The organism is Actinoplanes sp. NPDC051388 (assembly GCF_055586225.1).
On record NZ_JBVJIP010000036.1, the window covers coordinates 1 to 13,031 of the forward strand.

Consider the following 13,031-nt stretch of genomic DNA (forward strand, 5'->3'; position numbering starts at 1 on the left):
TGAGCTCGTACCGGTGCACCTACGCCAAGATGTGGATCGCCGCCAAGTCCCACTGGAACCTAACCCTGCAAAGCAGCGAGAAGACCGCACTGCAGGCCATGCTCAACACCTGCTCGAACTAACCACCCGACCTACCTGCAGCGATAGCAACAAGCTAGGCGATTCATCTGTGTCGGCGGGACGCAGGCAGCGGAAAGGACTCCATGCGCCCCACCGCCTGGCTTGTCGGCGAGTGGGAGGGGACACCGACAAACGTCAGGCCGGAGCCGCCACGACAGAGGGACCTCCCGCCTCACTTGGGCAGGGACAAGCGCGGCCGGCTGTGCCCGGCTCGAGCCGGGCGACTGGCGATCTTCAAGGTCCACCTGATCAGCCTGGCAGAAGGGTCCAACACTCTTCCGGTTTCCGGCCGTCATCCAGCTTCAGCGGACGCCGCCATGTCCGGGTCGGGAGGTACCTCCCGACGTACCGCTCCCACCTGAGCCGCGGTACCGCCCAACCACGTCGCAGGTGCAAGTGCCCTCCTCGACCACCAACGACCCGCCGATGCCGCTCCAGCAGCGGCCTTCCCGCAAGTCAAACCCCTCGTCGAGAGGCGTACGGGCGAGCGTTCAGTCGAGGGCTCGAACCCTCGGCAGGAGCCAGAACAGACCTGCGACGCACCGTACGGCTGACGCGGCGCCTAACATCGCGTGACGCGGGACCGATTCCCCCCGGGTCAACTGGGATATGGGGTTCGGGTACACGATCAGGGCCAGCGCACCCACGTGCCGCCCCACGAATCCTTTACCCGTCGGTCATGGGGCAACTCGGTGGTCTGATCCACGACTCATGCTGTGGGGTAGGCGATGAAGGCGAACCGCCGGCCGTCGGGGGACCAGTTGCTGACGTTGATCGTTCCTTGGCCACCGAACAACGGATACCGGGCGACGATGCGGCTCCAGTCGGCCGTGCGGATGAGTCGCACCTCAACGTCCAGGTCGGCTGGATGGCCGAGGGTGCCGTTGGGGAAGCTGAGGTAATTGGCGAACTCCCCGGTGGGTGACAGGTGCGGGAACCAGTCGACGGTCTCGGAGGTGATGAGACGTTGCGGTGTTCCGCCGTCTGCCGGTATGCGGGCGAGTTGGGCGTGGCCCGGTTGGTTTGTGAAGTGCTCGGTGTTGAGGTAGAGCCAGGCGCCGTCCGGGGAGTACTCGGGCCCGTCGATGTGTTTGCTTCCGTCGGTCAGATACGTGGCTTCGCCGCCAGATGACGGCATGATCGCGAGTCGGCCGGCCGCGGTGGGGTTGTCGACGGGAAGTATGACGAAGGCGAGGGTGGTGCCGTCCGGGCTGACTCCGTGTAGGAAGTGCCATCGAGTGGAGTCGTGGGTGAGCCGGGACGCCGTCCCGCCGTCGATTGGCGCGACGTATAGGTGGCCGTCATTGGCCGAGAGGTAAACGATCCCCCGTTCCGGGTCGACGATGTGGTCGTTGTTGATGGGTGGCACGTCCGCCAGCGGGACCTGGTCGAGCAGTGGTGGCGAGCCGAGCGTGAGGCGCCATAGCTGCCCCAGACCGTTCAGCAGCAGACCGCGACCGTCGGGTGTCCAGTTCGGCGCCTCGAGGAGCAGGTACTCGTCGGTGTAGACCCGCTCCGGGGGACCGCCGTCGACGTCGGCGATCCACACCTCGGTGCGCTGGTCGGGTCGCAGGTGCCGACCAGTTCCCAGGGGCCATTCGGAGCTGCTATCCACGGCTACCTTCCTGGTTCAGCGCAGCCAGCGCGACGTTGTGGTCGTCGACCGACGTGAGCCCGGAGACGGCGAGGACGCCGATGAGGGTCCCGTGGACGCGGATCGGGACGGCGCCGCCGGTGGGGGCGTAGTCGGTAGCCGGGAGCGCGAAGGCGGCGTCAAACCTCGCAGGGTCGTCGCCGGCACACTGCTGGCCGACCTCGTGTGATGAGCGGTCGAAGCGTCGCACGACGCGGGTTTTGCGCATCGCCCAGTCGTCGTTGTCGGCGCTGGTGCCGGGCAGGGCGGCGTGGAAGACCCGCTGTTCGCCGAGGTGGATGCTGATTGTGACGGGCAGCTGCTGTGCCCGGCATTGGGCCACGAGGGCGCTGCCGAGCTGCCAGGCGTCGTTGTGGTCGAACTTGTCGAAATCGGCTTCCTCGGCCATGGATTTCCCCTTAGAGTGTTTTGATCTTGATGTTGCGCCACCGGCATCGGGCTCCTGGCCCCCAGCGTCCGGCCCCGAAGCCGGGGTCGTTGTCGTGCACTTCGAAGGCGATGTGGCCCGCCGGCCCCAGGTGGGCGGCGACGACGCCGGCGTCGTAGTGCGGGTGGTTCATCGTGGCGAGGTCGACCTCGGCGACCAGCACGTCGTTCACCCAGGTGGTGATCGTCGGCCGGGCGCCGACGCAGCGCACGCGCAGCGAGTTCCAGTCGCCGAAGCGCCAGCGGGCGAGGATCTCCGCCGGGTCGCCGCGCCGCGTGAGCAGCGCGGGCTTGTCCGGTGTCATCGGTTCCAGCGAGGTCGCCGGGTCCTCCAGGCGCAGCCCGGTCGGGCGGCCCTCGGCGTCGTGGCGGACGTCGAGGACGTACGGCACGGCGTGGAAGCCGCCGGTCCCGTTGCCGAAGAAGCCGCCGATGGAACCGGACTTGCGATGGTCGACGAGGACCTGGAAGCCGGCCCAGCTGTCCGGGCGGCGGCGCAGCATCACGCCGGTGTCGGCCGGCCAGTCCGGCTTCATCTCCAGCACCAGCTCGAAGTCGCCGTACGCCCGTTCGCTCACCAGGTAGCCGCCGTAGCCGGGGACCTCGGGGTCCTGGAAGCCCTCGATGGCCCCGTCGACCACCTCCCAGCGGGCCGGATGGGCCGCGGCCATCGTCTCGTAGTCCGCGGCCAGGTCCGGGAGCACCTCGCGCACCGCCGGGCCGCCCGGCCACATCGGTCCGTAGCTGCGCGGCACCGCGTACCAGCCGGCCAGCGTCCGCCCGTCGAACAGCGGCACGAACCCGGTCATGACCAGCCCCCGACGAGCTTGTCCACCGTGGCGTGGGTGATGCCCAGGCCGGGGAACGCGGCCAGGGTGCTGATAGGGAAGTTGCCGATGACCGGGAGGAGTTCCACGTTGTCGAGGATGCCGCCGGTGCCGACGGCCTCGCGCAGCAGCCCGCCGCCGACCGGGTCGGCGAGCCACTCCTGCAGGGTGGACATGCCGTCCAGCATGACCGGCACCGGGGGTGCGGTGACCTCGACGGTCGTGGTGAGGCGGAGGTCGCGCGACGAGGCGCCGACCGTGAGCACGAACGCGCCGCCTTCGAGCACCCAGGCGCGTGCGCTCGGCGACCAGTAGGACAGATCACGGCCGGTCAGCGTGAAGGTGACCGTCGTGCCGGCGCCGGGTTCGAGGTCGACCTTGGCGTACGCCCTGAGCTCGCGCACCGGACGGGCGACCGACGCCTCGGGGTCGCCGACGTACAGCTGCACGACCTCCTTGCCGCGGCGCTCGCCGGTGTTGGTCACCGTGCAGGAGACGGTGACGGTCCCGTCGCCCACCACGGCGGTCAGGTCGCGGTAGGAGAAGCTGGTGTACGACAGGCCGTGCCCGAACGGGTAGCTCACCGGAAGGTCGAGCGCGTCGTACCCGCGGTACCCGACGAAGACGCCCTCGCCGTACCGCACGTGCCCGGCCTCGCCCGGGAAGTTGAGGTACGACGGGTTGTCCCGCAACCGCACCGGCAGGGTCTCGGCGAGCCGTCCGGACGGGTTGGCGGCGCCCAGCAGCAGGTCCGCGACGGCGCCGCCGGCCGCCTGCCCGGACAGCCAGCACTCCAGCACCGCCCGGGTGTCGGACTCCCAGTCGGCGAGCCGGATCGCGGAGCCGTTGGCCAGCACCACGACCAGGTCGGCGTTGGCGTGGGCCAGCCGGGCCAGCAGCGCGGTCTGGTTGGCCGGCAGGTCCATGTGGGTACGGTCGAAGCCCTCGGACTCGGCGGCGGCCGGCAGCCCGAGGAACGCGACGACCGTCCCGGCCCGGCCGGCGAGGGCGACCGCCTCGGCCGCGAGTCCCTCGTCGCGGTCGGTCGTGTCGATGCCGAACCCGGCGGCGAACGCGACCTCGACGCCGTCCGGCACCGCCGCCCGGATCTCGTCCAGGGGCACGTCGACCCGGGTCGGGTTGACCTGGGAGCTGCCGGCGCCCTGGAAGCGCGGGGTGCGGGCGAACTCGCCGATCACCGCGATCGTGTCGCCGGCGGACGGGCGCAGCGGCAGGATGTCGCCGTCGTTGCGCAGCAGCACCGCGCATTCGGCCGCGGCGGCGCGGGCCAGCGCGTGGTGTCCGTCCACATCGAGCGTTGCGGCGGCGTCGGTACGCTCGGTGGCCCGCTCGACCAGCCGCAGCACCCGCGTCACCGCCTGGTCGAGCACGGCCTCGTCCAGCCGCCCGGAACGCACCGCGTCGACGATCGCGGCGTCGCTGACCCCGTGGTTCGGCGGCATCTCCAGATCCAGGCCGGCGGCCAGCGCCGCCACCCGGTCGTGGACCGCCCCCCAGTCGGACACCACGAGGCCGTCGAAGCCCCACTCGCCGCGCAGCACCTCGGTCAGCAGCCAGGTGTGCTCCGAGGCGTACACCCCGTTGATCTTGTTGTAGGAGCACATCACCGTCCACGGCTGAGCCCGCTTGACGGCCCGCTCGAAGCCGGCGAGGTAGATCTCGCGCAGTGTCCGCTCGTCGGCGTCGGCGCTGACCCGCAGCCGGTCGGTCTCTTGGTTGTTCGCCGCGAAGTGCTTGAGCGAGGTGCCCACGCCCTGGCTCTGGACGCCCTCGATCATCGCGGCGCCGAGGCTCCCGGCGAGCATCGGGTCCTCGGCGAGGTACTCGAAGTTGCGGCCGCACAGCGGTGACCGCTTGATGTTGATGCCGGGGCCGAGCACAACGGCCACGCCCTGGGCGCGGGCCTCGGCACCGAGGGCCTCGCCCACCCGGCGGACCAGCTCCGGGTCCCAGGAGGAACCGAGCGAGGAAGCGGTCGGGAAGCAGGTGGCCGGGACGCTGCCGGAGATGCCCACGTGGTCGCCGCGATCCGGCTGCTTGCGTAGCCCGTGCGGACCGTCGGAGATCATGATGTCCGGGATGCCCAGCCGGGGCACCGCTCTGGTGTGCCAGAAGTCGGCGCCCATGCAGAGCGTCGCCTTCTCCTCCAGGGTGAGCGCGGCGAGCAGCGACGGGATGTTCCAAGAGGTGTTCACGCAGGTTCTCCTGAGATTCGGTAGGCAGCGTGGGGTCGCCGGAGGCCACGATGCGCGCATCGGTCTGGTCCGGCGGCTCTCGATGTGCGTGTCGGGGCGGATCCCAGCGACACGGTCAGACCCGGTGACGCGACGCGCTACAGCGTGGCCTGGAAGGGGTCCCAGTCCTGGCCGATCACGGGGATGGCGTCGACCGTGCTGGTGACCTCGACGGTGCGGCGCGTGGCGACCGCCTCCTCGATCGCCGTCATGGTGTCGAGTACGTGGTAGCCGAGTTCGCCGGAGGCCAGGGGCTGGGTACCCGTCCGGATGGCGCGGGCCATGTCGAGCACTCCTGTGCCGCGGCCGGCGAGCGCACCGGTCACCGGAATGTTGTGCCACTGCGGGTCGGCGAGAAGGTTGGACAGTGCCGGCGCGTGAGTGATCCGGACGTCACCGGTGAAGGTGTTGGGATCGGGGATCATTATCGTGCCCTCCGTGCCGGTGATCTCGACGATTCCCATCCGGGGCAACGGCGAGTCGAAGCTGAAGACGCTTTGGCTGATCCCGCCGCCGGCGAACTGTGCGATGGCGTTGATGTGGGTGGGGACCTCGACCGGAAATTCGGTGCCCGCGCGGTCTCCGACCTGGATGGTCCTGGTCGGGCGGCCCTTCGAGCCGACGGCGGCCACTAGGGCGACCGGGCCGAAGATGTGCACGAGCGTCGTCAGGTAGTACGGCCCGATGTCGAACAGCGGCCCGGCGCCACGGGCGAACAGGAACTCGGGGTTCGGGTGAAAGATCTCCGGACCCGCATACTGCATGACGGTCTGGGCGGACAGCGGCACTCCGATGTCTCCCCGCGCGATCGCCCGGCGGGCGGTCTGGACGCCGGGGCCGAGCACTGTGTCGGGTGCGACTCCGATCAGCCGGCCGGCGGCGGCCGCCTTCTCGAGCAAGACCCGTCCGCTGTCCCTTTCGATGCTCAGCGGCTTCTCCGACCAGACGTGTTTGCCGGCCGCGACGGCCAGTGTGCTGATCTCGGCGTGCATGGCGGGGACGGTGAGGTTCACGACGATTTCGACGTCCGGATGGGCGAGCACATCCTCCGACGAACCCCATTGGGCGATGCCGTACTTGCCGGCCTTAGTGCGCGCGCGTTCCCGGTTCAGGTCACCCACGGCGACAACGCTGACGTCTGGGAAGCGCACCAGGTTTTCGAAGTAAGAGTCGCTGATCATGCCAGCTCCGATGAGGCCGACACCTACCGCATGGGATCCAGGGGACACGGTGTTCCTTTCGCGTTCGGACGCTTGGGTGCCTGACCGCCCCGCGCGGTGCGCGGTGGCGGGATGGGCTGGTATCGGGTGGCTCCGGCTTACCGGCCGGCGAGGGATCCGCCGATGCCGCCCACGCTGAAGTACTTGTTGAGCACGGCGAACACGATGGCTGGCGGCAGCAGCATGACCACGGAGACGGCCATGACGGGGCCCCAGTCGATGGCCGTTTGCTGGAAGAAGGTCTGCAGGCCCACCGGCAGGGTGAAGATGGCGTTGGACTTGAGGAAGACCAGGGCGACGAGGTAGTCGTTCCAGGCGACCAGGAAGGTGAAGATCGCGGTGGACAGGACACCGGGCAGCGAGTTGCGCAGCACGATCCGCATGAAGGATCCGAATACGGAGCAGCCGTCCATCCAGGCCGCTTCCTCCAAGGCGTTCGGGATGGAGTCAAAGTAGGCCGCCATCATCCAGGTGGCGACCGCCATCGTGGATCCCACGTAGACGATGACGATGCCGACGAGGTTGTCGGCCAGTCCGAGCGCCGCGAACAGGACGAACAGGGGGACGATCGCGGTGATGACCGGCAGGGACTGGATGACGAACAGCAGCAGCGAGTAGGCCGACACCGCGCGACTGCGGGCTCGGGAGAGTACGTATCCCGCCGGTGCGGCGACGATCAGGGAGATCAGCACGGTGGCGCAGGTGACGCCGAGGCTGTTAGTCAGCCAGGTGAGCACGCTCGTGTTGGCGAAAATGTTGGTGAAGTTGTCCAGGGTGAGCGGGCTCGTGCTGGTGCTGAATGTCCCGTGTCGTACGGACAGGAACAGCGTGACGTAGATCGGGATGAGGGCGAAGACGGTGAAGACCAGGATCGCGGCGAACCGGCCCCACCGGCCTCGCTCGCCCGGCCGCCGGCGCGCCGTGGGCGCCGGTGTGGCGGCCTCGGCGGGCACGGTGGACTCCTGCAGGACGGTCATGCCGTTTCCCCCTTGCGGATCTGCCGGTACAGGATCGTCGAGATGACGACCAGGACGAGGGTCATGAGGAAGGCGATCGCCACGCCGGGTCCGGTCTGGAAGTCCTGGAAGACGGTCCGGTACGCCAGGACGACCAGCGAAGAGGTGGCGTTGACGGGTCCGCCGCCGGTCAGCAGGTAGATCGTGGGGAAGTCGTTGACGCAGAAGATCGTCATCAGGATCCAGCTGATGTAGGTGGACCGGCTGATCATGGGTAGCGTGATTTTGGTGAATGCCTGCCATTTCGTGGCGCCGTCCATGTCCGCGGCCTCGTAGAGGCTCTGGTCGACAGTTGCCAGGGCGGCGGAGGTCATCAGCATCATGAACGGGAAGCTGCACCAGACCTTGAAGACGCAGACGGTGATCGCGGCCAGTGTCGGGTCGGCGAGAAACAGCGGCTCGCCGAAGCCCAGGCTGTGGGCAAGGCGGGGAACCGGGCTGGACGGGGTGGCAACGAGCCAATTCCACGCGGTCGAGGACACCACGATCGGTATCACCCACGGCAGCATCAGCAGAACCTTGAACAGCCGGCCCCCCGGGATTCTCGTGCGCAGCAGCAGCGCCAGCGCCATGCCGACCAGCCAACTGCCGAAGACCCCGACGAGGGTGAAGACGACGGTGAAACGTGCCGCGGCCCAGAATTCCGGCCGCGTCAGCACGTCGGCGTAGTTGGCCAGGCCGACGAACCGGCCGCTGATGATCAGGGAGCCCTGGTGCAGCGACTGGCTGGCGGCGACGCCGAGCGGGTATGCGTTGATCAGCACCAGCAGGATGACCGACGGGGCGACGAGGAACACCATGGTCACAGCGCCGCGGGACGGTCGCCTGCGGCCGGCCCGGTGCGCGGCCCGGCCGGAACCAGCCGCGCCGAGCCCGGCCATCGCCCGGCGCAGACCGGCGATGACGGAAGTCGATGCCATGGTCACCTTCCCTGCCGGGTCGGGCGGCGCTGATCGGCCCGGGATTGCCGGACCACGACGGCAGCGATCACTTGATGGCCTGCTCGATGCCACGCTGCAGCACGGTCAGGGCCGTCTTGGAGTCTGTTCTGTTCTGGATCATCGTCTGCGCGAATTGGGTGAGCGCCTGGCCGCCGTCGACGGCAGCCAGCCCGGCGGTCAGCTTGGTGCCCCGGGCGGCATACGTGGTGGAGATCGGGGTGTACTCCTTGACGATCTTGACCTGCGCGGGATTCTTCGTGAACGCGTCGGAGGCGGTGATCGACTTCAGCACCGGCACGCCGTTGACGAGCGCGGTATCCCAGTACTGGTGAATGTTCTTGAGGTAGTAGGTCAGGAACGCTTCGGAGGCCTGCTGCGACGGCGTCTTGCGGTACATCATGATGCTGTTGACGAAGTGCAGAGCCGCCTTGTCGCCGTGCGGACCGGCGAGCGGGCTGTTCACGACCACGTCGTCCTTAACCGCGGCGGCTTGACTCTGCAGGCCGGCCGAGTGGAACCCGATGCCGACCTTGGCGTTGGCCCATTGGGAATTCAGGTTGTCCAGGGTGTAGCTGATGCTTGCCGGGTCGATGATGCCCTCGCGGACCAACTGCCGGATGAAGTCCATCGACTCGATGTTGCGATCGGTGACGCAGTCCGGCTTACCGTCCGGATCGAACAGCCCGCCACCATTCATGATCATCATCGCTACCATCGCGTGCGAGCCGAGGTTGTTGCCGGCGCCGGTGCCGATGCCGAAACCGAAGACGCCGATCTTCTTCAGCGCACGACCCGCCGCCAACAGCGAATCGAAGTTGGTCGGCGCACCGACGCCGGCCTTGTCCAGCAGTTTCTGGTTCGCCCACAGGATCCGCGCGTCGAGCTGCCACGGCACGCCCGCATAGCCGTTGTCCGTCTTCGTGGTGTCGAGGATCCCCGGCAGGAAGTCGTCGTAGAGGCCGTCCTTCTTCCACACCTCCAGCAGATTGTCGGCGTAGGCGATCGCGCCTTGCGCGGCGAACTGGAACGGCTGGAAGCCGCCGCCGGTAGACACCGCCGGGCCGGTCCCGGAGGCGATCGCCGACGCGTACGTCTGGTAGAAGTTGTTCCACGGAATGACCTGATAGTTCGCCTTGCCCAAGCCGGCCGACGGCGGGTACGCCTCGGTGATCTTCTTGGCCAGGTCGCTGTAGGCCGTCGGGCCCCAGGGTTGATCCCAGAACTTGATCGGGTCCGACGCGCCGGCGGAGGAGTTGGTCGACCCGGACACCTGGCACCCGGTCAAGGCCGGCGCGGCAACGGCCGCCGCCAAGCCCAGGAAGCCACGACGACTTAACGAGCTGGTACGTTCAGTCATGGTGTACTCACATTCTGCGGCGCAATCGGCCGCGTTTCGATAGCGCAGTGGGTGGCTGGAGGTCGCCTCGGGCCGGAAGGTGCTAGCCCTCGACGTAGATCGATGCGGTAGCGATGTCGGCTTCGAGATCGTCGATATCGGTGGCCCGGCCGTTGCCGGCGAGCAGCCGGTGCAGCCGGCGCCAGGTGGCGCGGTGCGCCGACTCGTAGATCGTGGGAGCCAGCAAGACACCACCGGGACTGGTGATGGTGAGCAGGGCGGGCTGAGCGGTGGCGCCGTCCGGGATCAGCACGTGGACCCCGCCGTCGGCTGTCAGCAGTCGGGCAGTGGCCTGCTCCGAACCCGCGTCCGTGCAGACCGCACTGATGTCTACCGCGGTGTCCCCGGCCACCGCTTCGGCCACGTAGCCGTGCTCGGATCGATGGATGACGCGCAGTTGCTCGGCCGGGGCGAGCAGCGCGCGTACCAGACTCAGTTGGTGCAGCAGCACCGTCGGCAACGAGCGGCCGACGGCGACCCGGACCCGGCATTCGAACCGAGTGCCGGTGCTCACCGCGGATCGGAAGGCCGCGCCAGCCGACGCCATGACCGGACTGCCGGCCCAGGGGGAATCGACGACAACCACACATGTGCCGGCGTCCGGTGTTCGCAGCGGGCTCAGATCGGCCGGCTCGGGAGCGATCACGACCACTCCCGCCGCGCCGCCGCGGATCACGCCGGCGACGGCCTCCGGCCAGCCGCCTGAACCGCCGATGATCGTGACACCTCCCGGTGCCGCCGCGTCAGCCTCGAGGAAGGAGCGAGGCAGGGACGCCAGGAGGCCGGCCGTGGCATAGCCGGCACGCACCTCGTCGGCGGCGAAGACCAGCAACGGGCGGTTCATGCCGGCACCGCCGTTCGGTCTGCTGCGCGTACGCGCTGCGCGGCCCCGTCGGCAACGGCGATGGCGAACCTCACGTCGTCGATCGAGGTCGCCAGGTCCGGTGCCCACTGGCCTTGGACGGCAGCGGCGACCCGCCGCCATTCGCCTTCGTACCCGTTGTGGTCTGCCGGCTCGAACGTGCGGGTCGAGCCGGCCGTCCGCATCGCCACCGTCGCGCTGCCGGCGTGCACGTACGAGGGTGGGAAGTCGATGCGCAGCGCCCGGTGGTCGCCGAACACCTCGAGTGTCCACTCCGGACGCCAGGTCGCCGTCATTGCCGCGTGCAACTCGATCAGCTTGCCGCCGGCGGTAAGGACGATCTGGTATCCGAAGGGTCGGATGAAGTGCGCGCTGAGGACCCGCATGTCGTCGGAACGAGGCAGCAATGCGCGTACGAGCGGCAGATCGTGGATCGCGAGTCCCAGGACCCCCAAACGCACCAGCTCGGCCCGTTCGTCGACGGCGACGGCGACGGCCGCGCCGCCGCCGCGCCGCGCCGGTGGCTCGGTGGCGAGACCCTCGAAGCGCGCGTTAGGCGGCAACACGATGGAGGAACGGATGGTGTGGCTGGCTGCTGGCAGGTCCGCCCACTGCGCCGTCGCGGTCAACCAGCCAGGATCGAACGTGTGCATGGCGCCCACGACGATCGGCACCCCCGTCTTGGCCGACGAGACGGCGATCTCCGCGGCCTCCTTGCCGGAGGTCGCCAACGGCTTCTCGCACAACACGGCCTTCTTGCCGGCCCGGCACGCCGCGATCACCTGAGCGGCGTGGAACCGGTCCGGGCTGCAGACCGCTACCACCGCGACCCGCGGGTCGCCGAGCAGCGCATCGATCGAGGTCGAATGCGCCGCACTGACCCGAGCAGCAATCGACGCCGCGACGGACGGGTCGAGGTCCATGACGTGGACGACCTCGAACGTCTCCTGAAGCCGGGCCAGGGTGGGCAGGTGGATCGCCTGCGTCACCGGCCCGGCGCCGGCGAACCCCACACCGATCTTCCCGTTGAGCACGCTGGCCTCCGCAGGAGCTGGACTGAAATACAATCGAGCGTTCAAATTTCGCCAAATGTAAACGGCTGTTAGTGTTACGTCAACGGCTCGTAACAAGATCAAGAAGTCCCGGAAATCAAGGTACGGTATGGGAGGTTCGTGTGGTTGTGTCCGCCTCGACCGCTCGTGGCCCGTATGAGAAGGGGATCAAACGCCGCGAACAGATCGTGCGCTCCGCAACTGCGGTGTTCGCGGAGTTCGGCTACGCCGGTGGATCGCTTCGCACCATCGCAGCCGCGGTCGGCGTGTCGCCGACCATGCTGATCCAGTACTTCGGCAGCAAGGAAGGCCTGCTCCAAGCCGTGCTGGAAGCGTGGACCAACCAGACATACGACCTATTCGCCAAGGACAAACACGGCCTGCAGTACTTGCGGCAACTGCCCGAGCTTATGACCTTCCACGTGAACCACCGCGGCCTGATCGAGCTCTTCCTGACCATGACGGCAGAGGCGTCGAGCCCCGTCCACCCCGCCCGTTCCTTCGTCCAGCACTTCTACGCCCGCAGCCTCGAAGAGTTCAGCCAGCAGCTGCGCGTGGCCCGCGACAGCGGCGAGGTCACCCTGACGGATCGGGAGATCGTCACCGAGGCCCGCATGCTGATCGCCGTCCTGGACGGGCTGGAACTGCAATGGCTCATCGACTCCGCAGTCGACCTCCGCGGGCTTTTCGAGCAGTACCTGAACCCCGCCATCGCACGCTGGACAGCCCCACACGGACGCTGACCTTCCGGCCCACGCGCCGGCCCGGCGGGTGCCACAGTGTCCGCCGCGCGCATCGTGCTGGGCGGAGGCGGTCAGCACCGCGACCCCGGGTGCCACCCGGGCTGCGGAGTGTCATCGCGATCGCGGCGGGCGATGCGCACAGCGTCATCCTGCACGCCGACGGCACGGTCTCCGCGTGGGGGCGCAACGACCACGGACAGTCCTCCGTGTCGCCGGAGGCCGTCGGTGTGTCGGCCGTCGCGGCCGGCGCCGCCTACACGGTCGCGGTCCGCGCGGACGGGACGCTGCTGTCGTGGGGACACGCGCCGGCCGGATCGCCCCGGCGCCTGCCGCGACGGCGCGGCCCAAATCTCGGCTGGTGAGTCGCACGGCCTCGCGCTCGACGCGGACGGCACCGTGCGCGCGTGGGGGGACAACACCTACGAGCAATGCGTCGTCCCGGACGGGCTCGGCCGCGTCCTGACGATCGCGGCGGGCGGGATGTTCAGCATCGCGCGACATCGGTGAAGGGTGACCCTG

General features: G+C 68.7%; 12 protein-coding genes. 2 read left to right on the forward strand and 10 right to left on the reverse strand.

Annotated elements, in window-relative coordinates; genetic code table 11:
• Positions 1-829: 829 nt before the first annotated feature.
• From ACZ6TI_RS47475 to ACZ6TI_RS47520, 10 genes are all read right to left on the reverse strand, one after another.
• The gene (locus tag ACZ6TI_RS47475; protein WP_465351915.1) at positions 830-1,735 is read right to left on the reverse strand and encodes a TolB family protein; all 906 of its coding nucleotides are present in this window, start codon (positions 1,733-1,735) and stop codon (positions 830-832) included.
• A complete protein-coding gene (locus ACZ6TI_RS47480; protein WP_465351916.1) occupies positions 1,728-2,162 on the reverse strand; it encodes a heme-degrading domain-containing protein in 435 nt (144 codons plus the stop codon). The genes ACZ6TI_RS47475 and ACZ6TI_RS47480 overlap by 8 nt, the downstream gene beginning before the upstream one ends.
• 10 nt (positions 2,163-2,172) lie before the next feature.
• Entirely contained in the window at positions 2,173-3,009 is an 837-nt protein-coding gene (locus ACZ6TI_RS47485) for a 3-keto-disaccharide hydrolase (protein ID WP_465351917.1), read from the reverse strand.
• A complete protein-coding gene (locus ACZ6TI_RS47490; protein WP_465351918.1) occupies positions 3,006-5,243 on the reverse strand; it encodes a glycoside hydrolase family 3 C-terminal domain-containing protein in 2,238 nt (745 codons plus the stop codon). Before ACZ6TI_RS47490 ends, ACZ6TI_RS47485 begins: the two co-directional genes overlap by 4 nt.
• A 137-nt stretch (positions 5,244-5,380) precedes the next feature.
• The gene (locus ACZ6TI_RS47495) at positions 5,381-6,511 is read right to left on the reverse strand and encodes a Gfo/Idh/MocA family protein (RefSeq protein ID WP_465351919.1); all 1,131 of its coding nucleotides are present in this window, start codon (positions 6,509-6,511) and stop codon (positions 5,381-5,383) included.
• A gap of 89 nt (positions 6,512-6,600) precedes the next feature.
• Positions 6,601-7,479: a carbohydrate ABC transporter permease gene (locus tag ACZ6TI_RS47500; protein ID WP_465351920.1), complete on the reverse strand. Its 879-nt coding sequence runs from the start codon at positions 7,477-7,479 to the stop codon at positions 6,601-6,603.
• Positions 7,476-8,438, reverse strand: coding sequence for a carbohydrate ABC transporter permease (locus tag ACZ6TI_RS47505; RefSeq protein WP_465351921.1), 963 nt, complete (start codon positions 8,436-8,438; stop codon positions 7,476-7,478). The genes ACZ6TI_RS47500 and ACZ6TI_RS47505 overlap by 4 nt, the downstream gene beginning before the upstream one ends.
• Positions 8,439-8,505: 67 nt before the next feature.
• Positions 8,506-9,816 (reverse strand): ABC transporter substrate-binding protein, encoded by a 1,311-nt coding sequence (locus ACZ6TI_RS47510; protein ID WP_465351922.1) that lies wholly within the window; start codon positions 9,814-9,816, stop codon positions 8,506-8,508.
• Between the two features lie 82 nt (positions 9,817-9,898).
• Complete coding sequence (locus ACZ6TI_RS47515; RefSeq protein ID WP_465351923.1) at positions 9,899-10,699, reverse strand: hypothetical protein; 801 nt, start codon at positions 10,697-10,699, stop codon at positions 9,899-9,901.
• On the reverse strand, positions 10,696-11,853 hold the full coding sequence (locus ACZ6TI_RS47520) for a Gfo/Idh/MocA family protein (protein WP_465351924.1): 1,158 nt from the start codon (positions 11,851-11,853) through the stop codon (positions 10,696-10,698). Before ACZ6TI_RS47520 ends, ACZ6TI_RS47515 begins: the two co-directional genes overlap by 4 nt.
• Before the next feature lie 44 nt (positions 11,854-11,897).
• Between ACZ6TI_RS47520 and ACZ6TI_RS47525 the strand changes: the two genes are divergently transcribed.
• Together ACZ6TI_RS47525 and ACZ6TI_RS47530 are read left to right on the forward strand one after the other, a co-directional pair.
• A complete protein-coding gene (locus tag ACZ6TI_RS47525; protein ID WP_465351925.1) occupies positions 11,898-12,512 on the forward strand; it encodes a TetR/AcrR family transcriptional regulator in 615 nt (204 codons plus the stop codon).
• Positions 12,513-12,601: 89 nt separating this feature from the next.
• The gene (locus ACZ6TI_RS47530) at positions 12,602-12,874 is read left to right on the forward strand and encodes a hypothetical protein (RefSeq protein ID WP_465351926.1); all 273 of its coding nucleotides are present in this window, start codon (positions 12,602-12,604) and stop codon (positions 12,872-12,874) included.
• Positions 12,875-13,031: the final 157 nt, after the last annotated feature.

Excerpts from the sequence above, each read along its gene's own strand:
- ACZ6TI_RS47480 (WP_465351916.1), bottom strand. The coding sequence starts at position 2,162 with ATGGCCGAGGAAGCCGATTTCGACAAGTTCGACCACAACGACGCCTGG.
- ACZ6TI_RS47485 (WP_465351917.1), bottom strand. The coding sequence starts at position 3,009 with ATGACCGGGTTCGTGCCGCTGTTCGACGGGCGGACGCTGGCCGGCTGG.
- ACZ6TI_RS47500 (WP_465351920.1), bottom strand. The coding sequence starts at position 7,479 with ATGACCGTCCTGCAGGAGTCCACCGTGCCCGCCGAGGCCGCCACACCG.
- ACZ6TI_RS47505 (WP_465351921.1), bottom strand. The coding sequence starts at position 8,438 with ATGGCATCGACTTCCGTCATCGCCGGTCTGCGCCGGGCGATGGCCGGG.
- ACZ6TI_RS47510 (WP_465351922.1), bottom strand. The coding sequence starts at position 9,816 with ATGACTGAACGTACCAGCTCGTTAAGTCGTCGTGGCTTCCTGGGCTTG.
- ACZ6TI_RS47515 (WP_465351923.1), bottom strand. The coding sequence starts at position 10,699 with ATGAACCGCCCGTTGCTGGTCTTCGCCGCCGACGAGGTGCGTGCCGGC.